Source organism: Ochrobactrum quorumnocens (genome assembly GCF_002278035.1).
Taxonomy (GTDB): Bacteria; Pseudomonadota; Alphaproteobacteria; order Rhizobiales; family Rhizobiaceae; genus Brucella; species Brucella quorumnocens.
This window is the reverse complement of record NZ_CP022603.1, coordinates 198,812-225,115: the sequence shown is the minus strand read 5'-3', so window position 1 is coordinate 225,115 and position 26,304 is coordinate 198,812. Positions and strand designations below refer to the sequence as shown.

The window sequence follows — 26,304 nt, the reverse complement described above, 5'->3', positions numbered from 1 at the left end:
ATGAGCCTGAAGGGAGCGGAGGATGTCGGACAACCCTACCATTCCTTTCAGGCAAAGGCGATACGCATTGTTGTGATGCGGTATCGTATCAGCGCGCCGCGACAGCCTCGATTTCGACCTTGAATTCCTCTCGCGTAAAGCCGGAAACAATCATCAATGTCGAGGTTGGTGCTGGCTGTGGAAACAGCCGGTCACGCACGTCCATATAAGGGCGCATATAGGCACGATCCGTTACATAGGCATTGATACGCACGATGTCAGAGAGTTCCATGCCACCGTCGCGCAGGATGCGGCGGATATTCTCAAAGCAAAGCTCTGCCTGTGCGCCCGCGTCTTCAGGTACCGAACCATTTGGTCCAATGCCAAGCTGGCCAGAACAGAAAACCAGCTCTGCACCGGCACTTACCTTCACGCCGTGGCTATAGGCAGCAAAGGGAGCCGCCATATCGGTAGGCAACAGATGTTTCAAAACAGTCATCGTAAATCCTCAAACCTTCGGTACTGACGCGAGCAGTTCTTTGAGACGCGCTGGACCTGATGAAATGTCATCTACTGTGGGATTTATCCCCGCAGCCAAAAGACGCCGTGCAATCATGTGATCGGTCGGACGATTAATTGAATCGACAGCAACCAGCCTGTCGCCTGCAAAATGGAACACCGAGAAAGCATTATCTTCCAAATTGCCCGACAGAATATGACGGTCGGCATCAAAGGACAGCCCAGCCGTCTGCAATTTCATGTCACCCTGATCCGACCAGAACCACGCAACATCGCGGAAAGGCGTGCCGCGCCCGACAATCGAACGTGCAACGTGCTTGGCCTGATCAGTAGCATTCTGAACCGATTCCAGGCGCACGCGCCGTCCGGCATGAAAATGTTGATAGCTGACACAATCACCTATTGCATAAACATGCTCGACGGATGCGCGCATATGCTCATCGACTATGATGCCATTATCGACGGCGAGTCCGGCTTCGGTCGCAAGTTCGACATTTGGAACTGCGCCCGTACCAAGTACCACCATATCGGCAGGATAAACTGTGCCATCTGCCGCCGTTACGCCTGTCACACGTCCATTTTCACCTTCAATAGAAGTGACACCAAGTCCGGTCAAAAGCGTAATATCCGCAGCGCGGCTGCGTGCTTCGACATGGGCAGAAATATGCGTTGCAACAGAACGCCCAAGAACGCGCGGAGCAGCCTCAATCAGTACGGTGTTTTTACCAAGTGCTATGGCACTATGCGCCATTTCGAGGCCGATAAACCCACCGCCGATAATCACGACATTCTGCACCCTCGGCATCATGTCTGCTATGCGGCGCGCATCATCCAGACGGCGCAGCGTCACGACACCTTCAAGAGCGACGCCCGGAACGTCCGGGATACGCGGGCGGGCGCCAGTGGCGAACACCAATTCCGACCAAGTCAGGATGACACCGTCGTCAAGAGTGACAGTCTTGTCAATGAGCGAAACGCCATCGACGCGGCGACCGAAAAGCATCTCAATATTGTTATCGCGATAGGTGTTTTCCGGGCGAAGCACCAGAACACCACTTTCAGGAGCTTTCAGATAAGATTTGGATAAAGGCGGCTTGTGATAGGGGATATCTTGCTCATCATTGATAAGCACGATTTCGCCAGCATACCCTTCCTGCCTCAGACTGATTGCAGCCTGCGAGCCCGCGTGGCCCGCACCAATAATTATGCATCTGTTGTCCATAGGACCTCCGGAAAATTCCCGCGCATCATAATCATGATGGCAGGCTGTCGCGTGGCGAATTCGTCACGGATTCACACCTTAATTGCATGCATCTTTGAAATTTTAAACATTTAGTTTGACCGATCGGTCAGATTGTTTAGTAAGTTCTGTGCTTCAACATGCGGCCATCGCCAGCAGCCAGCCCAAAAGCACGCCTAGAAGCAAGCCCCGAGGCAAACAAGGAGCGCCACCTTGAAACGATATTGGTCCGATTATACGAGCGAAGCGTTCTCACGCCTCGATCGTGAGAAGCTCGTAGCAGTTCTGCCCGTGGGGGCGATTGAACAGCATGGGCCTCATCTGCCGGTCGCTGTCGACGCGGCAATAGTGGACGGCATGGTCAAGGAAACCATCGCGCGCCTACCTGACGAAAGCCACGCGCTGTTTCTCCCAACTCAGGCCATTGGCAAGAGCAATGAGCATAGCCTTTATCCCGGCACGCTGACTTTCTCTGCTGAAACGATTATCCGCATGTGGTGCGAGATTGGCGACTGTGTAGCCGCAAGCGGCGTGCGCAAGATGGTGCTGCTTAACAGCCACGGCGGCCAGATCAGTGTCATGGATATTGTCGCGAGAGAACTGCGCATCAAACACAACATGATGGTGGTCAGCGTCAACTGGTTTGCGCTCGGCATGCCCGAAGGCATCTACAGCGAGCATGATCTCAAGCACGGCATTCACGCTGGCGACATGGAAACATCAGTGATGCTGGAACTGCATCCAGATTTGGTCGACATGTCAAAGGCGCAGGATTTCCGAACGCTTACGGAAACTTTTGCAAGCGAATACAAGCATCTTTCATTGAATGGCGGCGCAAAGCCCGCCTGGCAGATACAGGACATCAATCCTTACGGCGCGGCGGGTGATGCAACGCTTGCAACGGCCGAAAAAGGCCGCAAAACCATCGACTTCGCTGCTGAGCGGTTGGTCGAGGTGCTGGATGAAATTGAACGTGCGCCACTCTCGTGGTTCGCAAACAAACCTGCCTGGTGAGGAGGATGAGCGTGGCCCCCAACTCGCAAGCCCCATCTTCCCTGATTGATATCAACGGAGTCTACAAGCAGTACGGCACCGGTGTCATGGCCGTGAGCGATATGTCGCTCAAAATCGAACAAGGCCAGTTCGTTAGCTTTCTCGGCCCGTCGGGCTGTGGCAAGAGCACGGCTCTGCGCATGATCGCTGGGCTTGAATCTATTTCCGCAGGCGATATTCGCGTCAACGGCCATACACCGGGCAAAGGACCGGTTGGTGCTCAGGACATCGGTTTTGTGTTTCAGGAACCAACGCTGATGCCGTGGGCCAGCGTTTTCGACAATGTTTATCTGCCGCTTCGTCTTTCCGGCCTTTCTCGCAAAGAAGCAACGCCGCGCGTGGACGAAGTGCTGGCGCAGGTTGGCCTATCCCGTTTTGCCAACGCCTATCCGCGTGAGCTTTCCGGCGGCATGAAAATGCGCGTGTCCATTGCCCGCGCGCTGGTCACGCGTCCTCGTCTTTTGCTTATGGATGAGCCGTTTGCAGCATTGGATGAAATGACCCGCTTCAAGCTCAACAATGACGTGTTGCGGCTCTGGCAAGAGCATGGGCTGACGGTGATCTTCGTCACGCACAGCGTTTATGAGTCTGTGTATCTGTCCAATCGCGTGATCGTCATGGCAGCGCGTCCCGGACGTGTGGTTGCCGATATTGCCATTGAGGGCAGCTATCCACGCGCTGAGAACTTCCGCACCACGGAAGCTTATGCAAAGGATTGCGCGCGCGTTTCTGATGCACTCACCGCGACGCTTTCGTCTCAAGACATTGACCACTGAGGGCGGGAAAATGAACCAAATGCAAAACCAACTGCCAGTTCTTAATTCCGAACAACACCGCCTCGCCCGCCGCGATCGAAATCTGCGTATCATTATGCCAACACTTGCGATCATCATCGCACTTGGCATTTGGGAAGGCCTCGTACGCTTTTATGAAGTGCCGCATTACCTGATCCCGGCTCCGTCGCTTATTGCAGAAACACTGGTGAAAGACGGACCGTCACTGATGACGTCAATGTGGTTTACGGTCAAGCTCACGCTGATCTCGCTTCTTTGCGCGATTGTCGGCGGCGTTCTGCTCGGCATGATCTTTGCCCTCTCCCGACCGATTGAAATGGCATTCTTCCCATTCGCCGTTATTCTTCAGGTGACACCGGTTATCGCTATTGCACCGCTGATCCTGATCTATGTGCGCGATACGTTTTCAGCATTGCTGATCTGCGCATGGATCGTCGCCTTCTTCCCGATCCTGTCAAACACCGTCATCGGTCTGCGCAGTGCGGATCATAATCTGCGCGATCTGTTCAAGCTCTATCGTGCATCGCCTTGGCAGCGTCTGCGCTACCTGCTCGCGCCAAGCGCTTTACCTTATTTCATGGCAGCACTTAAGATTGCCGGTGGTCTTTCACTGATTGGCGCAGTCGTCGCTGAATTCGTTGCTGGCAGCGCTGGCCAAAGCACAGGCCTTGCCTCGCGTATTCTGGAATCAAGCTTCCGCAACGAAATTCCGCGCATGTTTGCAGCGCTGTTCCTCGTTTCACTGCTCGGCATTGTGATCTTCCTTATCACAAGCTGGCTGTCGCGCCTTGTCCTTGGACGCTGGCATGAAAGCGAGATCCGCCGTGAACGTTAAGACTGGGGACGATGAGTTACTGAAAGGCGTAGCCGTAGCTAACCTCAGGGGGTATTACGACATCGGCCTAGATGCTGGGCGCATTACATCGCTTACGCCTTCACAGGCAACAAATGGCGGCTTTGTCACGCCACTTCTCGCCGACGTTCACGTACATCTCGACAAAACCTTCACTATTGAGCGTATTGCCCAACGGGGTAGTGCCAAGGTCGAGTGTCTCTTCGATGCGATCGACCTGATGAATGTTGATCGTCAGACTTGGAACGCCGATGATATTCGCGTGCGTGCTACACGCGGACTTGAGGCAGCTTTTGCGCAAGGCGTAGGTGCCATGCGCAGCCATGTCGACTGGACAACGCCTGAAATGCCGACCGCATGGCCGGTTCTCAATGAGCTGCGGGACGAATGGAAAGACCGCATTGATCTTGAGCTTGCAGCCCTTATTCACGGCGATATCGTGCTTGATGCAGGAGTTGAAATTGCCGAACGAGTGGCAAAAGATGGCGGCGTTCTCGGCGCTTTCTTTTATCGCAATGCCGATCTGGAAGCCAAAGTCGAAGCAATGTTTCGTCTGGCCGTTCAGCATAGTCTCAAGCTCGATTTTCACGTCGATGAAGGGCTTGAACCAGAAGCTGACGGCTTCTCACTGATCGTGGCTGCAACCAAACACCACAAGATGAGCGGACGCGTTCTTTGCGGCCATGCTTGCTCACTTTCTCTGCGTTCACCGCAAGAACTAAGCAGCATTCTCGATGCTGCTGCGGATGCGGGAACCGCTCTCGTTTCGCTGCCGACTTCAAATCTCTATCTGCAAGACAGGCTTGGCGGAAAATCGCCGCGCCAGCGTGGTGTAGCGCCTCTCATAGAAGCGCGTCGGGCAGGCATGGACGCCATGCTTGGTTCCGACAATGTGCGCGACGCTTTCTATCCTTACGGGGATTACGATCCGCTTTCGGTTCTTCGCCTTGCAGCCCCGGTCTGCCACCTTGAGCCGGATGATTGGCTTGACAGCGTCACCACCCTGCCCGCCCGCTTCATCGGGAGTGACTGCGTTCAGGTGCTCTCTGAGGGCGGACCTGCTAATTTCATCTGGCATGACGCCACAGACATTAACGACCTCATCAGCCGTCCGCAGGCGCGTCGCGTCATCTGGCGTGATGGAACTATAATTTAATCGGAGAACCCCATGAATTCTGTCGCACCGCAGCGCATCTATGACTGGGCAGCATTTCGCGCCGAAATCGAAGGCATCCGCATTTATGACGACCCCAAGCAGGTCGAACTGCGTTCGCGCGATTATTTCTGGTACAGCCCGATCCTGACCGAAGATATCGGCCATTACCTTGGCGATCTCGTCGTCATACCAAAAGATCAGGATGAGGTGCGCCGCGTGACAGCGGCTGCAGCCAAGCTCCGTATCCCAATTACTGTTCGCGGCGGCGGCACTGGCAATTACGGCCAATGCGTTCCGCTTGAAGGCGGTGTCATCCTCGATATGACCAAGATCGACCGCATCATCGCAATTGAGCCGGGTAAGGTTCGCGTTGAAGGTGGCGCACGTATTTCGCGCCTTGACGATGCTGTGCGCGAAACGGGTCAGGAATTGCTGATGTATCCGTCCACCCGCCGCATCGCCACTATTGGCGGTTTTTTCTCGGGCGGTTCAGGCGGCATTGGCTCGCTTCGCCATGGCATGTTGCGTGACGATGGCAATGTCTTTTGTGTGAAGGTTCTGACGGTTGAACCAGAACCAAAAATCATCGAACTGACAGGTCGTGATATCCACAAGGTGCAGCACGCTTATGGTACCAACGGCATCATTCTTGAGCTTGAAATCGGCCTGACGAAAGCAACGGAATGGGTGCATACTGCTGCATTGTTCGATACTTATGAAGCAACGCTAAACTTCTGCCTGAAGGCGCTGGAAAACAACCTCGACTGCTATCTACTGACGACTGTGGATCGCCGTTTTGCGCGCTTCTACACCAAGTTTGGCGAACTCTTCCCATCCGATAAGGATGCCGTTTTCGCGATGATCGCGCCACAGGAAGTCGCACGTTTTGAGGCGCTTGCAACCGAGTTCGGCGGCAAGGTCTCTTTCTCGATGACGCTCGATGAATTGCACAAGGCTGGCCTCCAACCCGCTTATGAATGTGGCTGGAATCATACAACCCTTCAGGCGCTGAAAGCGGAACCGGGCTGGACTTATTTGCAGGTTGCCTATCCTCGTCCGTTTGATGTGGCGCTGGTCAATCGCCAGATCGAACGCTATGGCGAAACGCAATACATGCATCACGAAATGGCGCGCCTTGAGGGTGAAGTGCAAATTTTTGCCTTACCGCTCGTGCGCTTTGAAGGCCGTGATCAAATGTATCGCCTCATCGAAGAGCTGGAACAGGTCGACGGCTGCGACATCTATGATCCACATGCCTACACGATCGAAGACGGTGGCATGAAGGAAATCGACAATGTTCAGATCGAGTTCAAGAAGCAGGCCGATCCTTACGGTCTGCTCAATCCCGGCAAAACTCGCGGCTGGACGGCCGACATGGCATTGAAGAACTAAAACCAGGGGAACCAGAATGAAAAAGACACTCGTTGCAGCCCTCGCTGCACTATGCATGGGCCTTTCCGCACAGATGGCCTATGCGCTCGACAAAGTGACGCTCGGCACCAACTGGCTGGCACAGGCAGGTCACGGCGGCTTCTACCAGGCTCTTGCCGACGGAACTTATGAAAAATACGGCCTCGACGTAAAGATCGAGATGGGCGGACCGCAGGTCAATAATCGTCCGATGCTCGCCGCTGGACGTCTCGATTTTCTCCTGACCGGCAATCTGCTTTTGTCATTCAACAACGTCGCCAATGGCGTGCCGACCACAGTTGTTGCAGCTTTCTACCAGAAAGACCCGCAGGCGCTGATGGCGCATGAAGGCGAATATAAGGACTTCAAAGACCTCGCAAATGCGCAGACGATCCTGATTTCCAAGGATGGCCAGTTCTCGTTCTGGCCGTGGCTAGTCAAAGATTTCGGCTTCAAGGACGAACAGCTCCGCCCTTATGGCTATAGCCTGGCTCAGTTCCTCAGCGACAAAAAGGCTGTGCAGCAAGCCTATGCAACTGCCGAACCTATCTATGCCGAAAAGGAAGGCGCCAAGGTTACAACCTTCCTGCTCGCAGATCAGGGTTACAGCACCTATGCGAACACCATTGAGACGCGTCAGGATCTCGTCGAAAAGAATCCAGAACTTGTGCAGCGCTTTGTGACGGCTTCCATCGAAGGCTGGACCAACTTCCTCTACGGCGACAACAGCAAGGCCTACGAACTGATCCTCAAGGACAACGCGGATATGAGCAAGGAAACGCTGGATGCGGAACTTGCACGTCTCAAGGACCTGAAGCTCATCGACAGCGGCGACACGCTGGAAAAGGGCATCGGCGCAATCGACATGAACCGGGTCAAGCAGTTCTACGAACTGGCTCGCAAGTCGGGCATCGTCAGCGGTGACGAATTGGACATGACCAAGGTTGCCACCGACGCGTTCGTAAACAAAGGCGCAGGTCTGGCCATCAAGAAGCAACTGGACCAATAAGCGCCTATATTTTAGATAGCGGCTGGCACGTATGACAATAGATGACCAGAATGACGACAACGAACTGACCGGACGAGACAAGGTTCTCGGCCGCAGGCGTCGTATTCAAGGTGCTATTCGCACAGCCGCTATCGATGAGTTTGCGGAAAAAGGACTGGTGGGCGCATCAACGCAAGGAATTGCCCACCGTGCTGGTCTCACCAAGCCGCAGCTTCACTACTATATTTCCAGCAAGGAAGAGCTCTACGAGGATATTATTGTCTTCATCCTCGATGATTGGGAAGAAATTTTCCTCGGAGCCAGCACCGAACAGGACCCGGCCAAGGTGATCCGGCAGTATATTCGCGCAAAACTCGCCTATAGTCAGAAAAACCCCAAAGCCTCTCGGCTATTTACTACCGAGATTGCCAACGGTGCGCCCTATCTCCGCCGTCATTGGGCAAAACACGTCAGTGCGACCCACAATGCGGTAAAGCTCATCCAGTCATGGGTAGATGATGGCCGTATCAAGCCGGTCGATCCGCTTCTGTTTCAAATGCATATATGGGCTGTCACACAGCATTATGCTGACTTTGAAACACAGGTTCGCAGCATGATGGAACTGAGCAAGGACGAGCCACTCGATCTTGACCGCATTGAGAAAGAAGTTTCAACGCTGTTTCTCCGCGCTTGTGGACTTGAGTGAAAACCTCGCAGAAATACCAGCTTTTCCGTTAAAGCCTAAAAATGTCAAATTTGGCATAAGGCGAGCAAGAATCTGGTTGCATCCATAATAAAACGTGCGTTAAAGTTGCCCAAACAAGGTTTAGTGACCTCAATGAGTTAGTCCTAATCTTGACGGTATCAGGTCAAGCATCGACCAACCCTTGGCGGGGGGCGATGCATTAAGGAGCAGGTTCTTGGGGAGGAACCTGCTCCTTTTCATTTTACCAGAGCATTTCTGGTTTAAGTTGAATCCTGGAGAATGCTCTGTCTTTGTGCTTTACGCACATCTTGTTCCGAAAACCGGTTCCCACTTTTGGGGATGTCTCAGGACTTCACACATGCAAAAAGCCCCGGCAAATACCAGGGCTTTGTTGTATTCAATGATCTGACGGAATGTTTATTCAGCCAGCCATTCCTTGATCCGATCAGGATGCTCGGCAATATACTTGTCGACAGCCTTCTCGTAAGATGTTTCCTGCGCTTCAAACATTGCGGTTTCAAGCTCATTGATCGGAATGCTCATCTTGGTGAGGAAAGCGGCGGCCTTAGGGTTATCTTCCTTGAAGCCCTTACGTGCAATCGCGTCAACATGTTCTGCGCCGCCCAATGCGCCTTCCGGATCAGCGATATAACGCAGCTTATATTTGCCGAACATCCAGTGTGGGCTCCACGACGTGGCAACAAACCAGCCATCAGAACGGGTCGCGCGGTCAACAGTCGTCAGCATCGCGGCTTCACTGGAAATATTGAGCTTATAGTCCAGCCCATATTTCTTGATTGCTTCGTCCGACAGACGGGTCAAACCTGCGCCCGGATCGATGCCTTGAATTTCGCCCTTAAGCTTCTCACGAACTTCCGGCTTTTTCAGATCTTCAATCGAGCTGATTTCGCTTTCAGGAATATAGTCCGGAACGATCCAGCCAAGCTTTGCGCCTTCATATAGCGGGCCAAGGTTTTCGACCTTGTCTTCGACGCGCTTGTAATAATCCGCATGAGTTTCAGGCAGCCAGGCCATCATCATCGCATCGATGTCGCCACGGCTAACACCCTGATAAAGCGGCGCTACGTCAGTCTGCACCAGCTCCACTTTCTGACCGAGATTGTCCTCGATAAGCTTCGCAGCAAGTTTGGTCACAAATTCTGCGTCAGACCATGGAGCCCAGCCAATTTTGACTGTTTTGCTGTCTTGCGCGAAAGCCGCTCCGGCAGTCATGCTGCCTGCAACTACTGCTGCGAGACCGATTTTTGTTAGCTTGCCTAACATGGCTTCTCCTTTTCCGATTAACTGTCGTTCCCGTTTATTTGCGCGGTTACAGCAAAGACGAATGCACGGTAACCGCTCAATCTTTTTGTTTTCACGCATTATCCAATGCGAAAGGCTCACGCACTTTTGCTGGAAATGCTTTGTATTCATACTTCCTGCTTACGGAGCGCAGATGAGGACTGCTCACCCGCCGTCTTTTTCATAAAGGACAGCCTTTTGAAGAAGCCCAACACGCCCCCCGAATTTCCTTTGCCAAAGCTTTGTGTAATGCGGTCGAGAATAACGGCCAGAATGACCACGGCGAGACCGCCCTCAAAACCCTTGCCCACATCGAGACGCTGAATGCCCGTAAGTACCGTGTTCCCGAGACCACCAGCACCAATCATCGATGCGATGACCACCATCGAAAGCGACAGCATGATTGTCTGGTTCATACCCGCCATGATTGATGGCATGGCATTTGGAAGCTGAACCTTGAACAGCAACTGCCGTGAGGTGCAGCCAAATGCCAATCCTGCTTCGACGAACTCGGCATGGACCTGACGGATACCAAGATTGGTTAGACGCACAACCGGCGGCATCGCAAAGATGACTGTTGCAATCGTGCCCGGTACGGCACCAAGACCAAAAAACATCGCAGCCGGAATGAGATACACGAATGCGGGCATCGTCTGCATGAGATCAAGCACAGGGCGAACAATGGAAGCCACCGCATCGCTGCGGGCCATGGCGATACCAAGCGGAATACCAATCACCACCGCGATGATTGTGGACGCCAGTACCAGCGACAAGCTTTCCATAGTGCCATTCCACAGCCCCATATGGATGATGAGTGCCAGCGCGAGCGCAGTGAAAATCGCAAACTTCCAGCCTACACGCCAAAGCGCGAGCAATGTGAGAATTCCGATACCCGCCACAGGTGGAATGGAAAGAAGTGCATTCTGAATTCCGTCAGTGACGAAACCAATTGTAGCGGCGATCATATCGAGCGCTGGCGTAAAGTGGTCAAGAATGTAGTTGACCACCACGTCTGCCCATCCGCCAATACTAAAATTCAATTCCATATTTTACCGTCCATTTCAGATTTTGTTGCCTCTGGATTGGACCAATCCTATTAATTGCTGGCCTATTAATTGCCGGTCTCTTGCCCGGCAGGCATATGCGCGATGGAATTCAGCCAGCGCGGCCGAGCGTTTCAAGCAGTGCCGATTTACTGATCGCCCCAAGATAGCGGTTGTTCCGGTCTGTCACCGGTACCGGCCATGGGCTCTCAGCAACACGCATCAACAGTCCGGAGAGTGGCGCATCGGCCTGAATGGCAGCAGCACTGTCGAGTTGATCATCGCCCGGCTTGAAACTTCCGCTGGCAAGAGCATCACGGGTAACGACGCCGCGATAAATCCTGTCAGCGTCAAGCAGGACACCATATGTCTGCCCGCTCGCATCAAGGCGCTCTAGTGCCGAAGTCAACTGTGCTGGATTGAACATGATCAGCTCGTCATCGCGAGCGACATCGGACGCCTTGAAAACGCGCGAAACATCAACATTGCGGAAGAATGAGCGGACGTAATCATTGGCAGGTGAAGAAACGATCTCGTTCGGCGTTCCAACCTGAACAACCTTGCCGTGCTGCATGATGCAGATACGGTCGCCTATTCGCATTGCCTCGTCGAGATCGTGGCTCACAAAAATGATTGTACGGCTGTTTTCGGCCTGAAGGCGTTTCAACTCATCCTGCATCTCCGTGCGGATCAAAGGATCGAGCGCGGAGAAAGCTTCGTCCATAAGCAGGATTGTTGGCTCACTCGCCAACGCTCTCGCAAGACCGACACGTTGCTTCATACCGCCCGAAAGCTGATCTGGCATACTATTGGCATAGGGTTCGAGCCCCACAGCGGCCAGCGCTTTCAATGCTTTTTCGTGGCGCTCGGCTTCACCCATTCCAGCCACTTCAAGACCGAAAGATGCGTTGTTCAACACCGTGCGATTGGGAAGCAGCGCAAAAGACTGAAACACCATGCTCATGTCACGGCGGCGAAGATCAATCAGCTCGCGCTTCGACATTTTGACAATGTCACGGCCATCCACTTCGATGGAACCGGCTGTCGGTTCAATAAGACGATTGAGCAGGCGCAGAAGTGTAGATTTACCTGAGCCTGAGAGGCCCATGATGACGAATACTTCGCCTTCTTTAATATCGAAGGTCGCGTCATCTACGCCGATTGTGGCACCATGATCACTGTGAATCTGAGCCTTTGATTTGCCTGCACGCAATTCCTGCATTGCGCGCTCCGGATCGTCGCCGAAGACTTTAAACACGCCACTTAAGCTTATCTTTGTCTTAGCAGGCGACTTCATACTATCTTCCTTGTATAAAATACCATGCATAATGCTTAACCCCGCAGTGCTGGCGGGTTTAATCTCCTTTTTAACATCATTATTTCTTCATTCTTGCGCGAATTGGACATGCGCAACTTGCAGGCAGCGAACGGCCCACAGAGAATGATTAGCGATTGGTGTGACGTATTTATATAGACCATTTCCCGACATGTCCACCCACAGTCATGGATTCATCTCTGCGCGACCCGTCCCCTTGTTTGTTTTTGATGGGTTGCGCGACGAAATATGCGGACTAACCGACGCATCCGATTATCAGAAATAATCGGCCAGCCTACCAACAATAGTAATCCTGTGAAAGCGCCACACACGAGCGAGCTGCGACAAATATGCAATTAGCTGCGACATGAGGCAATTTAGTATTCGTAGAATATAATTTCGCTTAATTGCAGTAAATTTGTGTGATTATACTTTTGCCCTATCTGGTGCCATTTGCCAGAAAAATGGGCGTAGATCAAGCGATCCGCGCCCATAGAATTCTCAAATTAAACTCGGCCTAAATTAGCTATTAACCATATATCCAATGAAGCCCGTAATACGCCAACGTTCTTCGTGCCGACGGCAAAAATAAAGTGTCTGCCAATCCAGCCGATCATGTGTTCCATCGATCTTTGCGATCGTTCCATCGAACTTTTTGCGCGCGACAGCAATGTCGCCATTGATCTCAATGACGCTAAGTCGAGTTGCACGAAACACGCCATCAGCCAGAGATTCGGCATATTCGGTAGCTGCACTATCGGCAGCCTGACGTAACCATTCATCGCGATAGGCGGTCAAAGTTGGAAACGCAGCATCCCATTTGTCAGGATTAGCTTCTCCATGGGCATGAATCCCCACAAACCGTGACTCATCAAAATCATCGGCAACAAGCGCCCAGTTTTGGCCGACAAACGCCTCGATATCGCGGCGCACGAGCATTTCCCAAATCTGCTCACGATCCCTGTCGCCGGCAAATGGATTGATGGCTTCTTTCATACTGGCCCCTTTATTAATTCAGCTTTCCACGCGCAGCCACCGGCAAGATGTCGATAACATCGTCGCCTGATATGAGATGCACTTCATCAAAGAGATTGGACACAACGCACACATGGTCGGGAATGACCCGCACCTTGTCACCCACTTTCAGCCCGGCAATATCACCCTTGAGCGTGCCGTGTTCTTCACTCAAGCCTGTGACACGCGCATCTGGCCTCTCGGCCAGTTCTCCGAAATCGACAAGTCCCAACGTGTCACTCGAAAGCGACTTGGAACCAGCATCAATTATTGCACGGTCGGGGGTTGGATGGCTGACGATCGTCGAAAGCACAGTCAATGCACAGTCATCGAGCACTGCTGCCCCCTGCCCGACTTGATAACGATCGAAATAGATATAGGTGCCGGGCCGATATTCCGTGATCACGCTCTCATTGGGAGAACGCCACATATCCGGTGTGCCGCCACTTGAAATGGTTTCACATTGGAGGCCGTTCGTAACGAGCAGGTTACGTGCCTCCACAAGCCATTGTTCAGCTTGTTCGGCTTTGCCCGTCGCCGGATACGTCATCAACCCACCAAACTTGAGCCCCTTGCTCTGATCAATATGGCGCGCGAGTTCCAGCGCCTCTTCCGGCATCTGGACGCCGCAACGTCCCATGCCGGTGTCGCATTCGATCAGCACCGTAAGCGGGCGCCCATCGTTGGTGAAACGCTTTTCCAATCCTTCGAGGCTCGTGAAATTATCGACGGTCACCGAGATCGTTATGCGCTGATGAAGCGAATGGAGCCTGTCGAGTTTTTCCTTGCCTAGAATATTATATGGAAGGAAAATATCGACAATTCCCGCATCTGCCATAACCTCAGCCTCGCCAAGCTTCTGGCAAGTAATCCCCACTGCGCCTGCTTCAAGCTGGCGGCGCGCAAAGAACGGCAGTTTGTGGGTCTTGATGTGTGGACGAAGTTTTACACCAATAGCGTCGGCGTGAGCTTGCGCCTTCTTGATGTTGGCCTGGACACGATTAACATCAATCAGAATCGCCGGCGTATCGATTTCATGGACAGTTTTAGGCCGTGTCATTGGTCAGTCTCCCATCAGTCACCCAGGGGCAAGCGCGGATCATCAATCTTGAGTGTGTTTAAACTGTGCTTGATACGACGCAGGCTCTCAAGCACCTTCGGCCCATGAACTTCAGCCGTTGCGGTTGCAATCATGTCCAGTATTGCCATCAAGGCAAACCGCGACGATGTTGGCTTATACAAATTACCGTCTTCATCGGCTTGAAACGGAATGACGGTATTGGCAGCTTTTGCGAGATCAGATCCTTGTGCAGTGATAGCAACCGTTTCCGCACCATATTGCCGGGCAACCAAAATCGCCTCGACCACAGAGCGAGCATAACCAGAAACCGAAAATGCAATCACCGTAGTCTCACGCGTTGCCACCGCCGCATACATGCGCTGCAACTGGCCATCCACCTGCGCCAGAACCGGAATACCTAGTCTGAACAGCCGATTTTGCAACTCTGTCGCCATCATGGAAGAAATGCCACCCGAGCCCACGCAAAGGACCGAGCCCGAAAAGGCAATCCGTTCGGCAATTTTCATGACGACAGACATGTCGAGATTATCGCTGGCACGATGAATAGCTGCAACTGCGGCATCTGTAACAGCAGAGGCAATACGCGCCTCGCGAATATCGCGAGCGGGCGCTTCCGCCGTCAGGTACTGACCACCAATTGCCAGAGCCTGCGCCAGGAAAAACTTGAAATCTCGCACGCCATCGCAGCCCAACCCGCGACAAAACCGCGTGACTGTGGGCTCACTTACTTCCGCACGCGCCGCTATTTCAGATATAGCAGCTTTGGATGCGTAATCAGGATCAGACAAAACCAATGCAGCCAGTCGGCGGTCAGATTTTGACCCCTCCTGTGCTGCGGCATGAAGCCTTGTGATAATATCCGCAACCTTGCTCATGCGAGTTCTACAGCGGTAAACCGCTTTCCTTATCAAATAGATGGATGTGTTCGGGCTTTGCCGTTACAGGGACTCGCTCTCCCGGTGCAAGGTGAATACGCTCACGGAATACTGCTCTCACAGCTTCACCGGCAATTTTCCCATAAACATGGGTTTCCGGCCCCGTGGGTTCGACGACCTCAATAGCAAGCGTAAGCCCCTCGCCGTCTTTCGCGACGATGAAATTTTCCGGCCTGATACCCAGTTCCGCGCCCCGTTCCGATGTCGTGCGCCCCGGAGTTGCAATCTCTTCGCCGTCAGTGGTGCGGAATCTACCACCCTCAATCACAGCACCCGGAATGAAGCTCATCGACGGTGAGCCGATGAATCCGGCTACAAACTTATTGGCAGGATGATCATACAGTTCGAGCGGTGCACCGATCTGCTGAATTTTTCCCTGATTCATAACCACGATGCGGTCAGCCATGGTCATGGCTTCGATCTGATCATGCGTCACATAGATTACGGTTGATTTCAGCCGATGATGCAGTGCCTTGATTTCGGTGCGCATCTGCACACGAAGCTGTGCATCCAGATTGGACAAGGGTTCGTCGAACAGGAACACCGACGGTTCGCGTACAATTGCCCGGCCCATCGCAACACGCTGACGCTGGCCGCCTGAAAGCTGACGCGGATAGCGGTCGAGATAAGAATGCAGATTGAGAATCGATGCGGCTTTGTCCACCTTTGTCGCTGTGGTCGAGCTATCCTCGCCGCGAATGCGTGGACCAAAACCGATATTCTCGCGCGCAGTCATATGCGGAAACAGCGCATAAGACTGAAACACCATCGCGATATTGCGTTTTTGCGGTGGCAATTCATTGGCGCGTTCGCCACCAATGATCAGATCGCCACCGGAAATTGGCTCCAGTCCCGCGACCATACGTAAAAGTGTGGACTTACCACAGCCAGACGGACCAACGAGGACGAGAAACTCGCCATCCTCAATCTCCAGATCAACGCGATCCAGAACATTCATCTGTCCGAAAGATTTGGTAATTCCACGCAGGGAAACATTTTTCATCACTCAGTTCCCACCTAGGATATCTTCAATAAAAGGTCTGCAACCGGCCATGAGTCCGGCATCGACCGGCAGAATTGTGCCGGTTATGCCGGACGCCCGGTCAGACGCGAGAAAGGCAACCGCTTCGGCCACCTCATTAACGTTGACAATACGGCCCAGCGGATAAAGGCGCTTGAGCTTGTCGAGAACAGCGGGGTCTTTCGCGATGCGATGATCCCATGCAGGCGTATGAATAGAGCCGGGGCATACAACATTGGCACGCAATCCCTGTTGCCCATATTCAACCGCGATAGCGCGTGCAAAAGCATTGATGCCGGCCTTGGCTGCTGCATAGGCTGGATTGCCGAAATGCGAAAGTGCGTTAACCGAGGATATAAAGACAAAAGCCCCACGGCCGTTGGCCGCCATTTTCTGTGCAAATGCCGTCGAAAGTGAACAGACGCCGGTCAGATTGAGATCAATTTCCTGGTTGATTCGCGCCTGATCAAGCTTTTCAAATGATTCCGTCCGGGTCCATCCGGCATTATTGATAACGATATCAGGCACGCCGTCGGCATGTGTAATGGTGTTTACGGCAGACTGCAGCGAGTGGCGGTCAAGCAGATCAAATGCATGACGACTGTAAAAATTATCAGCCTGCATGACTTCCAGACTGGAATCACAGCCGATAATTTTCGCTCCGCGCGATGAAAACATTTTCACAAGCGCTGTGCCGACACCGCCCCCGGCACCGGTAATCAATACGGATTTTCCGGCAAATTCGCCTGAATGCTCCACTCTCTTCCCCTTTAAAAGCACTTTTCGCGCATACTTATTCAGGCCAGCCTAAAAGTGAAAATGTAAGTTTGCAACAAAACTTTTTACTTGAAAGCGCAAAATTTGCCGATAATGTAAGAAAATAACAAAAATCAAGACGTCTTCACATGAAGCATGGGCAAACAAGGGAACGGGAAAATGTCTATCAATAAATGGAAGGCCGGCCTTTTGGCTGGATTGAGCATTCTGGCAATTGGCTCAGCCGCACAGGCTGGCGAAGTGCGTATGACGGTCGCTGAATATAGCTCGAAGACCGGCCCATACTTTGAAGAAGTAAAGAAGGCTTTCGAAGCCGAGAACCCAGGCATCACGCTCAAGTTCGAGATCGTGCCATGGGATGTGCTTCTTCAGAAACTGACCACCGACATTTCAGCTGGCACCAATGCCGATCTTTCGATCATCGGCACGCGCTGGCTGATCGACTTCGTGCAGCAGGGCATCGCCGAGCCACTTGATGGCTATATGGACGATGCATTCAAGGGACGTTTCATCGAAACATTCCTGTCGCCTTCGGTGCTAGAAGACAAGACATACGGCCTGCCGATCGCTGCATCCGCTCGCGCCATGTACTACAACAAAGACCTGCTCGAAAAGGCTGGCGTCGCCAATCCACCAGCAAACTGGGATGAGGTGAAGGCCGCAGCAGAGAAGATCAAGGCGCTTGGCGGTGAGAATTACGGTTTCGGTCTGCAGGGCAAAGAAATCGAAACTGACGTTTATTACTATTATGCGATGTGGTCGCAGGGTGCAGAAATCCTCAACAAGGATGGCACTTCTGGCCTGAGTACACCGGGTGCGCTTGAAGCTGCCAAGCTCTACAAGTCGATGATCGACGGTGGTCTGACCCAGCCAGGCGTCACATCCTATGCGCGTGAAGATGTTCAGAATCTCTTCAAGCAGGGCAAGGTCGGCATGATGATCACTGCCCCGTTTCTGTCGAACCAGATCAAAGAAGAAGCACCAAATCTCAAATATGGTGTGACTGCAATTCCTGCTGGTCCAACGGGTGCTCGCGGCACTTATGGCGTAACGGACTCCGTTATCATGTTCCAGAACTCGAAGAACAAGGAAGAGGCCTGGAAGGTTCTCGACTTCCTGTTCCAGACAGAATGGCGCGCCAAGTTCACACAGGGTGAAGGCTTCCTTCCTGTGAACAAGGAAGAAGCGAAGATGGATTATTACGTTAATAATGCCGATCTCGCTGCTTTCACTGCCTTGCTCCCTGATGCGCGCTTTGCGCCAATCATTCCGGGCTGGGAAGAAATCGCCGATATCACGTCCAATGCGATGCAGAGCATTTATCTTGGTCAGGGCGAACCGGAAGCCGTTCTCAAGGATGCCGCCGCGAAGGCAGATGCAATCCTGAAGAAGTAATCTCACCACCCCGGCAGCAAACGCAACTGCAGATAATTTAGAGCGGTTCGAGTTAAGACAGAATCGTTATAACCGCTCTAAATATTTGTTTTTAAGCATTATTCTACGCAAAACTGCTTCGCACTTTTGCTGAAAATGCTATAATCTGTTCTGCTGCCGGGTCCCTTTTCTTCCTTGGAATTTTTGGCCGATGCAAAATCGCACCCTGCCCTATTTTCTGATCCTGCCAAGCCTGCTGCTGGCTGCGGTAGTGATCTTCTGGCCGGTCGTGCATCTCTTTGAGATCGCCACGCATGATGTGAACCGTTTCGGGCAATTGCGCGATTTCAACAATGGTGCAAACTTCTCTGCCCTTTTCGCGTCACCGGATTTTCTGAACGCATTGTGGCGAACAGCCGGCTGGACCGTAGCCGTTGTCGGTGGTGCGCTTGTCGTTTCCATACCGGTTGCGGTCATCCTAAATATGGATTTTTACGGTCGGTCCATCGCGCGCGTCATTGTTATGCTGCCGTGGGCCGTCTCTTTGACTATGACGGCCATCGTATGGCGCTGGGCGCTGAACGGCGAAAGCGGAATGCTTAATTCCGCATTGCGTAATCTTGGTATTATCGACAGCAATATTCAATGGCTGGCCAGTGCCACGACCGCATTTCCAATGCAGATTCTCGTTGGCATTCTGGTCACTGTGCCGTTTACAACCACGATCTTTCTTGGCGGTCTCTCTTCCATTCCTGACGACCTTTATGAAGCATCGTCATTGGAAGGTGCCAGCCTCTGGCAACAGTTTCGTGAAATCACCTTGCCGCTGCTTAAGCCATTTGTGAACATCGCAATTGTTCTCAACACGATCTATGTGTTCAATTCATTCCCGATCATCTGGGTAATGACGCAAGGTGGACCGGCAAACACGACCGATATTCTTGTAACCCATCTTTACAAACTGGCTTTCAGGCTCGGAAAACTCGGTGAAGCTTCGGCTGTCTCGCTGATCATGCTGGCCATCCTTCTCGTTTTCACAGCTATCTATATCCGGCTATCCATGCGGAGCGAACGCACATGATCGCATCCAAAATCAAACGCACCATCCTTGCCTGGATCATCCTCGCTCCGCTGATCGTGCTGACGCTGTTTCCTTTTGCGGTCATGTTTTTGACTGCCGTCAAACCACCACAGGAAGTGCTGTCACCGACCTGGTGGCCGAGTGAATTCCGCTGGCAGAATTTTTCTGAAATGTGGGTGCGCACCGGCTTTGGCAATGCCTTGCTAAACTCATTCTATGTCTCGATCATCGCATCAGTTGGTGCGATCATCGTATCTATTCCGGCAGCCTACGCCATGTCGCGTTTTCACTTTGCCGGTCACGGTGCTTTTCGTCAGTTCTTGCTGGTCTCACAGATGATCTCGCCGATCGTTCTGGTGCTTGGCCTATTCCGCCTGCTTGCAGCTTACGGATTGATCGAGAGTGTCACGGCGGTTGGCGCGATTTACATGGCCTTCAACATCGCCTTCACCGTTTGGATGTTGCAAAGCTATTTCGACACCATTCCCAAAGACCTTGAAGAAGCCTCCTGGATGGAAGGTGCTGGCCGCTTCAAAACGCTTGTCAAAGTGTTCCTGCCGCTCTGCATACCTGCCATCGCCGTAACCGCTATCTTCACTTTCATCAATGCATGGAACGAATTCGTGGTGGCTCTGACCATGTTGCGCAGTCAGGACAGTTACACGCTTCCAATCCAGGTTTTCTCGCTGGTGGCGGGCCGATATACCGTTGAATGGCACTATGTCATGGCCGCAACGCTTGTCGCCACTCTACCCGTCGCGATCCTATTCATATGGCTGCAGCGTTACCTCATCAAAGGTCTTTCGCTCGGCGCTGTAAAATAAGCGGAGTTCAACATGTCCAAGAAACAGGCATTCGGCGCATCACATGTGCCGCTTTCCCCCGCCGTGCGCGCTGGCGACACCGTCTATATTTCCGGTCAGGTACCAATGGGCGCAGATGGTAGAATTGTCGAGGGTGGGATCGAAGCGCAAACCGCGCAAGTGCTAGAAAATATCAAAGCGGCGCTGGCCCTTGCAGGGGCCAGCATGGAAGACGTCGTCAAAACGACCATCTGGATCGAAGATGCGCGTGATTTTGGGCGTATGAATGCGGTTTACGCGACCTATTTCCCGAAAGATCCTCCAGCACGCACAACGGTCGAATCCCGTCTGATGATTGACATCAAGATCGAGATCGAAGCCATCGCCTACGCACCGCAAAAATAGCCCGGGCAGACCATATGCGTATTTTCACCGCGTCGCTTGCTACTGAAACCAATACATTTTCGCCCGTACCAACCGACCGCGCGTCGTTTGAAATGGCTTTTTATGCCGCCCCGGGCAAACACCCTGATACGCCGACGCTGTGTTCATCGCCAATCGTGGCATTGAGAAAGCGAGCCGCTGCAGAAGGTTTGACAGTAATCGAAGGCACAGCCACTTGGGCTGAACCGGGCGGTTTGCTGCAGAAGCAAGCCTTCGAAGAACTGCGTGATGAAATCCTTGAACAATTGAAAGCTGCGATGCCGGTGGACGCCGTGGTGCTTGGCCTGCATGGAGCCATGGTTGCCCAAGGCTATGATGATTGCGAAGGCGATTTACTTGAACGTGTGCGTGCAATCGTGGGACCTGACATTCTGGTTGCCAGCGAGTTCGATCCGCATAGTCATCTCACGCAAAAACGCGTCGAAAACCTGAATATTTACGCCGCTTTCCTCGAATTTCCTCACACGGATTTTTATGAGCGTGGCGAACATGTCGTGTCGATGGCGCTCGATACCTTGAAGGGGAAAATCAAGCCCGTCATTTCCACTTTCGACTGCCGCATGATCGGGGTGTTCCCTACAAGCAAGGAACCGATGCGCTCGTTCATTGATCGTATCAAGGCCATGCATGGCAAAGACGGAATTCTATCCATCTCCGTCATTCATGGTTTCATGGCAGCGGATGTTCCTGAAATGGGGACGCGCATTCTTGTCATTACCGACAACGACCGCGTAAAAGGCGATGCGCTCGCGGAAAAACTGGGGCGAGAGCTTATCGGGATGCGCGAGCAGACATTGATGACCATGTACAGCATTGATGACGGTATCGACCGCGCGATTGCGGCACATACGGTCAATGCGGCAAAGCCCGCCGTGATTGCCGATGTGTGGGATAATCCAGGTGGTGGTGTTGCGGGCGACGGCACGCATATTTTGCGTCGACTGATAGAGCGCGGTATCCAGAAAGCCGCTGTTGCGACCATATGGGATACACTGGCCGTCACTTTCTGCCATGCAGCAGGCGAAGGCGCCGTGATCGATCTGCGTATAGGCGGTAAATCTGGTCCACAGGCCGGAGAGCCAATTGATGCGCGCGTGACGGTTATGAAAGTATTGCCCGAAGGCTGGCAAAGCTTTGGCCTTAGTCGTGTCACGCTCGGACCTTCGGCAGTCGTGCGAATTGACGGGACGGAAATAGACGTCATCCTCAATACCAACCGCACGCAAACTTTTGAGCCGGATGTTTTCTCCAATATCGGCATTGATCCGATGCTGAAAGACATTCTGGTCGTCAAATCGACCAATCATTTTCATGCGGGCTTCGCGCCGATTGCAGCCGAGATCATCTATGTCGATGCGCCGAGCTCTTATCCCGTCAATCCGAGAGCTACGAACTACCAAAAAATGACGCGGCCAATATGGCCGCGTGTAGATAACCCTTGGGCGTAAAATAAAAAGCGCGTGAAGCTTCCCGCGCTCTATTTTTTTAGTGCGCCAGGAATGTTGAGATCATAGGCACGTATGTAATCAGAGCCAACAAAATAAACAGCCCCAGATACATGCTGAATGCTTGACGGGTAAAGTCACCCACTCGGACTTTCGCAATATTACACACCATCAGCATGACCGTACCAACCGGCGGTGTCAGCGTGCCAATCGAAAGATTGACGATGACCACAATACCGAAATGTACCGGATCGATGCCCAAAGCCTTCACTGTCGGCATTAACAGCGGCACCAGAACGATCATCAGCGCAGTGCCTTCAATAAGCGCACCAAGCACGAGCAGGATAACGTTGACCGCAAGCAAAAATGCATACGGATTGCTGGTGAATGTCGAGATGAGCTGCATCAGCGACTGACCGGCTTGCTCAAGCGAAAACACCCAAGCAAGTGCTGACGAGGCCATGATAACAAGCATGACCGAAGCTGTAGACTTGGCAGTTTCGACCAGGGAATCCACCACATGCGATACGCGCATTTCGCGATAGATCACAAAACCGATAATCAGCACCAGAGTGACTGCTACCGCGCCAGCTTCCGTTGGCGTGAAGATATTGAGGCGAATACCGCCAATGATTGCGAGTAAGAGCACGACCGCAGGCCAGGCAGAGGCTAGTGTGGATGCAACTTCGGCACCGCTCATTCGCTTCTCGCGGCTTGGCTTATAGCCGCGCTTGACGGAAGTTATATAAGCCGCAATCATCAGGATAGCTGCACCAAGAATGCCCGGAATAACACCGGCCATGAACATCTTGCCGATCGAAACATCCGCGATCAGGCCATAGATGATCAGCGCAATACCCGGAGGAATGATTGGCGTGATCAATGAGCCGGCCGCCGTTACAGCACAGGAGAATGCTTTGTCATAACCACGCTTGACCATTTCCGGCACCATCATGCGGGTCAGCATGGCGCTGTCCGCAAGATTGGACGCACTGACACCGCCCATCAGGGTCGAAACCATGATGTTGGTAAGCGCCATCCCACCGCGCATACGGCCGACCAGAATATCAGCAACCTTGATTAGTCGCTCGGCGATACCGGTATGCGACATAACAGTGCCAAGCATGATGAAGAACGGAATAGCGAGCAGAGACGTATTCTGTGCAGGGCTGATAAAACGCTGAACAGCGATTGCGATTGGCATCTGATTAAAGAAGATAAAGTAGGTGAAAACAGCAATCAGAATAGCAACGTACAGGCGCATGTTGAGCGCGATCAGCGCCAGCATGATGAGAACGATAGTGGTAAGATTCATGCCTTGCCTCCCGCAAAGGCGGCGCGCAAGGATTTGAAAGCGCCAGTAAACATATAAAGAGCGATGATGACGAACCCGACAGGCACTGCGATATCGATCCAGTAATAGGAAATCCGCAAAACGTCAGTTACTTTGAACTGAGCCGCTACCGACAGCTTGTATCCGGCATAGGAAACATAGAGCAGAAACAGTCCCGAAAGGATCGAGATGATTGAATTAATCACCTCGCGGATCTTTTCGGGCAAAATTTCTACGAGCATCGGAATAGCAAGATGCTGGTTGTCACGTTCCGCTGCGACACTGCCAAGCATGATGATCCAGATCATCAACAAGCCAGAAATTTCTTCCGTCCATTGCAGCGGCTGATGAAGCCAGTAGCGCATCACCACGGCCACATTAAACAGCGCAAGCAGAATCAACAGCGGAGCAGCTGCAAGCCAGTCGATCAGTTTTTCAAAAAGTTTCATCGGATTAAATTCCATGCAGATGCCATGCCGCAGTTAGACTGCGACACGGCAATATCCGAATTGAGATGGATCAGTTCTTCAGCTCTTCTTTGATCTTTTCGTAAAGACCTGGCGACCATTCTGGGAACTGCGTGTAGACCTTTTCAGCAAGTGCCTTGAAAGGAGCACGGTCGACATCGATCACTTCGACACCTGCTTCCTTCATCTTTTCGATCATTTCATTGTCTTTTTCGATCGTAAGCTTCTGGCTGTAGAGACCTGCATCATAAGCAGATTCATGGATCATCTTGAGTTGTTCTTCTGGCAGTGTCGAGAAGAAGGCTTCACCGCCGACGATCAGCGCAACGTTGGTCAGATAACCGACCTTGCTCAGATACTTGGCTTCTTCCTGGAATTTCTGGCCATAAAGAACCGAAATCGGATTTTCGACGCCATCGATCACACCCTGCGCCAGTGCCGGGAAGGTTTCACCCAGGGGCATAGGGGTTGGTGTTGCGCCCATAGCTTCAAAAGTTTTGATCTGCATGACGTTGTTTGGCACGCGGATTTTCATGCCTTTGAGGTCTTCAGGCGTGCGGATCGGCTTTTTGGAAATGATCTGACGAATACCGTAAAGATAGTTCGGCATTACGATGTGAATGCCCTTCTTTTTCAGTTCTTCGCTCTTCTCCTTGAACCAAGGACCGTCATAGACCTTGAAAAGCTGTGCCGGATCATCAGTCAGGAACGGGCCATAAAGCACGCCGAGGTCCGGATCATATTCTGCCAGAAAGCCAACATCGGAAATGGTCACGACGTTGAGACCCATCATGGCCTGCTCTGTCACGTCTTTTTTGGAGCCTAGCTGCGAGCTTGGATAAAGCTCAAGCGTGATTTCGCCATTGCTGCGCTTGGCGAGATCGTCTTTCCAGTAATGCATAACCTGGTCAAAAGGCTCGCCGGGATTGTTTTCATAGGCCACTTTGATCGATACATTGGCGGCATAGGCAGCCATGCTTCCTGCCAGCAACATGCCAGCGGCGATCATACCGGTAACGAGTTTCTTCATCAGTATCCTCCCTTTCAGGGTATTCGAACAAATGGCCACGAGGCCGGTTTCCTCCACTAGCGCTCAATCCCGTCCTTCCCGGCACAGAGCATTTGCTTCGATTCAGTTGCGTTCAATGATGATCTTCAGAACATTGCGATCGCCATCCCAATAAGACAGCGCCTGTTCGGCATCCTCGAACGGAAATACCTTCGAGATAAGCTGATCCGCATCGTCCCCAAGCTTTTCCAGATGCGCGATGACCGCCTCGAAATCAGTGAGTGTCGCGTTGCGCGATCCCATGATGTCGAGTTCTTTGAGATTGAAGAACTGGGTCTGATACGTCACCGGCGACTTAGAATAGCCGACATAAACAACTCGACCAGCAAAGCCCGCCAGATCAACAGCCTGCGTGAAGGTAATCGGTAGTCCGACAGCTTCAAAAGCCACATCCACGCCATCGTCGTTGGTTAATTCTTGTACCTTGGCAACGACATCCTCGCCGCCTGGCAGCGCATGCGTTGCGCCTAACTTCAAAGCCAGTTCGCGCTTTTCCGCACTTGGATCAATCGCGATAACCTTGGCTCCACGCGCAACCGCACCGATCAGCACGCCCATACCGATCATGCCACAGCCGAGAACGGCAACCGTGTCGCCAGCGTTGACCCGCCCGCGTTCAACAGCATGAAACCCGACAGAAAGCGGTTCAACCAATGCCAGATGACGTGGTGCCAGGCTTTCGTTCAGAATGAGCTTTTCGGCTGGAAGCACAATCTGTTCTGCCAGTCCGCCATTCTGCTGAACCCCGAGTGTCTTGTTGTAGCGACAGGCGTTCAACCGGCCTTTACGACACGATGAGCAGGTGCCGCAATGGGTGTAAGGCAACACGATAACGCGCTTACCCTTGGCATAAGCAGCACTCACGCCCTCACCTGTTTCGATGATCTCGCCACCAATTTCGTGCCCCGGAATACGGGGAAATTCGACCAGAGGATTTAGCCCTTTGAACGTGTTCAAATCGCTGCCGCAAAGTCCCACATGACGCACGCTCACCCGGACTTGACCAGGCAGGAGGGGGGCTTCGGGAATTTCAGCAAAACGAGTAACGTTTTCGCTCTCGATACGCAGAGCTTTGACCATCGAAATATTCCTGTCAGTCGTC

The 26,304-nt window shown here is 52.6% G+C and carries 26 protein-coding genes; 12 read left to right on the top strand and 14 right to left on the bottom strand.

Translation table 11 applies throughout. The features are described from left to right. Positions 1-88: 88 nt before the first annotated feature. Both CES85_RS01240 and CES85_RS01235 read right to left on the bottom strand, forming a co-directional pair. On the bottom strand, positions 89-478 hold the full coding sequence (locus tag CES85_RS01240) for a RidA family protein (RefSeq protein ID WP_095444268.1): 390 nt from the start codon (positions 476-478) through the stop codon (positions 89-91). A gap of 9 nt (positions 479-487) precedes the next feature. Then, positions 488-1,720, bottom strand: a complete 1,233-nt coding sequence (locus CES85_RS01235; protein WP_095444267.1) for an NAD(P)/FAD-dependent oxidoreductase — start codon at positions 1,718-1,720, stop codon at positions 488-490. 231 nt (positions 1,721-1,951) lie between these two features. Here CES85_RS01235 and CES85_RS01230 point away from each other — a divergent pair, with 231 nt between their 5' ends. The 7 genes from CES85_RS01230 to CES85_RS01200 are packed head-to-tail and all read left to right on the top strand — an operon-like array spanning position 1,952 to position 8,698. Next, complete coding sequence (locus CES85_RS01230; protein WP_095444266.1) at positions 1,952-2,752, top strand: creatininase family protein; 801 nt, start codon at positions 1,952-1,954, stop codon at positions 2,750-2,752. A gap of 5 nt (positions 2,753-2,757) precedes the next feature. Next, complete coding sequence (locus CES85_RS01225) at positions 2,758-3,567, top strand: ABC transporter ATP-binding protein (RefSeq protein ID WP_095444265.1); 810 nt, start codon at positions 2,758-2,760, stop codon at positions 3,565-3,567. Between the two features lie 10 nt (positions 3,568-3,577). Continuing rightward, the gene (locus CES85_RS01220) at positions 3,578-4,420 is read left to right on the top strand and encodes an ABC transporter permease (RefSeq protein ID WP_208636274.1); all 843 of its coding nucleotides are present in this window, start codon (positions 3,578-3,580) and stop codon (positions 4,418-4,420) included. After that, on the top strand, positions 4,392-5,594 hold the full coding sequence (locus tag CES85_RS01215; protein ID WP_095444263.1) for an amidohydrolase family protein: 1,203 nt from the start codon (positions 4,392-4,394) through the stop codon (positions 5,592-5,594). Before CES85_RS01220 ends, CES85_RS01215 begins: the two co-directional genes overlap by 29 nt. Positions 5,595-5,606: 12 nt before the next feature. Then, entirely contained in the window at positions 5,607-6,986 is a 1,380-nt protein-coding gene (locus tag CES85_RS01210; RefSeq protein WP_095444262.1) for an FAD-binding oxidoreductase, read from the top strand. A gap of 16 nt (positions 6,987-7,002) precedes the next feature. Next, the gene (locus CES85_RS01205) at positions 7,003-8,013 is read left to right on the top strand and encodes an ABC transporter substrate-binding protein (protein ID WP_095444261.1); all 1,011 of its coding nucleotides are present in this window, start codon (positions 7,003-7,005) and stop codon (positions 8,011-8,013) included. A 31-nt stretch (positions 8,014-8,044) separates the two neighbouring features. Beyond that, positions 8,045-8,698 carry a TetR family transcriptional regulator C-terminal domain-containing protein gene (locus tag CES85_RS01200; protein WP_095444260.1) on the top strand — a complete coding sequence of 218 codons (654 nt, stop codon included), beginning with the start codon at positions 8,045-8,047 and terminating at the stop codon, positions 8,696-8,698. 417 nt (positions 8,699-9,115) lie between these two features. Here the strand turns inward: CES85_RS01200 and CES85_RS01195 are convergent, their stop codons facing one another. The 8 genes from CES85_RS01195 to CES85_RS01160 form a co-directional block, all read right to left on the bottom strand. Beyond that, on the bottom strand, positions 9,116-9,982 hold the full coding sequence (locus tag CES85_RS01195) for a glycine betaine ABC transporter substrate-binding protein (protein WP_095444259.1): 867 nt from the start codon (positions 9,980-9,982) through the stop codon (positions 9,116-9,118). 146 nt (positions 9,983-10,128) lie between these two features. After that, entirely contained in the window at positions 10,129-11,046 is a 918-nt protein-coding gene (locus CES85_RS01190; RefSeq protein ID WP_095444258.1) for an ABC transporter permease, read from the bottom strand. A 109-nt stretch (positions 11,047-11,155) separates the two neighbouring features. Further along, positions 11,156-12,340, bottom strand: coding sequence for a glycine betaine/L-proline ABC transporter ATP-binding protein ProV (proV, locus tag CES85_RS01185; RefSeq protein WP_095444257.1), 1,185 nt, complete (start codon positions 12,338-12,340; stop codon positions 11,156-11,158). A gap of 540 nt (positions 12,341-12,880) precedes the next feature. Further along, on the bottom strand, positions 12,881-13,354 hold the full coding sequence (locus CES85_RS01180) for a hypothetical protein (RefSeq protein ID WP_095444256.1): 474 nt from the start codon (positions 13,352-13,354) through the stop codon (positions 12,881-12,883). A 13-nt stretch (positions 13,355-13,367) separates the two neighbouring features. Then, positions 13,368-14,432 carry a D-TA family PLP-dependent enzyme gene (locus tag CES85_RS01175; RefSeq protein ID WP_095444255.1) on the bottom strand — a complete coding sequence of 355 codons (1,065 nt, stop codon included), beginning with the start codon at positions 14,430-14,432 and terminating at the stop codon, positions 13,368-13,370. Between the two features lie 14 nt (positions 14,433-14,446). Continuing rightward, positions 14,447-15,328: a MurR/RpiR family transcriptional regulator gene (locus tag CES85_RS01170; RefSeq protein WP_095444254.1), complete on the bottom strand. Its 882-nt coding sequence runs from the start codon at positions 15,326-15,328 to the stop codon at positions 14,447-14,449. 7 nt (positions 15,329-15,335) lie between these two features. Next, positions 15,336-16,391 carry an ABC transporter ATP-binding protein gene (locus tag CES85_RS01165; RefSeq protein WP_095444253.1) on the bottom strand — a complete coding sequence of 352 codons (1,056 nt, stop codon included), beginning with the start codon at positions 16,389-16,391 and terminating at the stop codon, positions 15,336-15,338. A 3-nt stretch (positions 16,392-16,394) separates the two neighbouring features. Continuing rightward, complete coding sequence (locus CES85_RS01160) at positions 16,395-17,168, bottom strand: SDR family oxidoreductase (protein WP_095444252.1); 774 nt, start codon at positions 17,166-17,168, stop codon at positions 16,395-16,397. A gap of 177 nt (positions 17,169-17,345) precedes the next feature. Here CES85_RS01160 and CES85_RS01155 point away from each other — a divergent pair, with 177 nt between their 5' ends. The 5 genes from CES85_RS01155 to CES85_RS01135 all read left to right on the top strand — a co-directional run bounded on the left by CES85_RS01155 (position 17,346) and on the right by CES85_RS01135 (position 22,336). After that, positions 17,346-18,581 (top strand): ABC transporter substrate-binding protein, encoded by a 1,236-nt coding sequence (locus CES85_RS01155; protein ID WP_095444251.1) that lies wholly within the window; start codon positions 17,346-17,348, stop codon positions 18,579-18,581. 190 nt (positions 18,582-18,771) lie between these two features. Continuing rightward, positions 18,772-19,641, top strand: coding sequence for a carbohydrate ABC transporter permease (locus CES85_RS01150; protein ID WP_095444250.1), 870 nt, complete (start codon positions 18,772-18,774; stop codon positions 19,639-19,641). Next, a complete protein-coding gene (locus tag CES85_RS01145) occupies positions 19,638-20,465 on the top strand; it encodes a carbohydrate ABC transporter permease (protein ID WP_167388237.1) in 828 nt (275 codons plus the stop codon). The genes CES85_RS01150 and CES85_RS01145 overlap by 4 nt, the downstream gene beginning before the upstream one ends. A 12-nt stretch (positions 20,466-20,477) precedes the next feature. Further along, entirely contained in the window at positions 20,478-20,849 is a 372-nt protein-coding gene (locus CES85_RS01140) for a RidA family protein (protein WP_095444249.1), read from the top strand. Positions 20,850-20,863: 14 nt separating this feature from the next. Beyond that, entirely contained in the window at positions 20,864-22,336 is a 1,473-nt protein-coding gene (locus CES85_RS01135; RefSeq protein WP_095444248.1) for a M81 family metallopeptidase, read from the top strand. Between the two features lie 37 nt (positions 22,337-22,373). On the opposite strand, the gene CES85_RS01130 is transcribed toward CES85_RS01135, so the two are convergent. From CES85_RS01130 to CES85_RS01115, 4 genes are all read right to left on the bottom strand, one after another. Continuing rightward, positions 22,374-23,648, bottom strand: coding sequence for a TRAP transporter large permease (locus CES85_RS01130; RefSeq protein WP_095444247.1), 1,275 nt, complete (start codon positions 23,646-23,648; stop codon positions 22,374-22,376). Then, positions 23,645-24,115 carry a TRAP transporter small permease gene (locus CES85_RS01125; RefSeq protein ID WP_095444246.1) on the bottom strand — a complete coding sequence of 157 codons (471 nt, stop codon included), beginning with the start codon at positions 24,113-24,115 and terminating at the stop codon, positions 23,645-23,647. Before CES85_RS01125 ends, CES85_RS01130 begins: the two co-directional genes overlap by 4 nt. Positions 24,116-24,185: 70 nt before the next feature. Further along, entirely contained in the window at positions 24,186-25,163 is a 978-nt protein-coding gene (locus CES85_RS01120) for a C4-dicarboxylate TRAP transporter substrate-binding protein (protein ID WP_095444245.1), read from the bottom strand. A gap of 102 nt (positions 25,164-25,265) precedes the next feature. Next, on the bottom strand, positions 25,266-26,282 hold the full coding sequence (locus CES85_RS01115) for a zinc-binding alcohol dehydrogenase family protein (RefSeq protein ID WP_095444244.1): 1,017 nt from the start codon (positions 26,280-26,282) through the stop codon (positions 25,266-25,268). Positions 26,283-26,304: the final 22 nt, after the last annotated feature.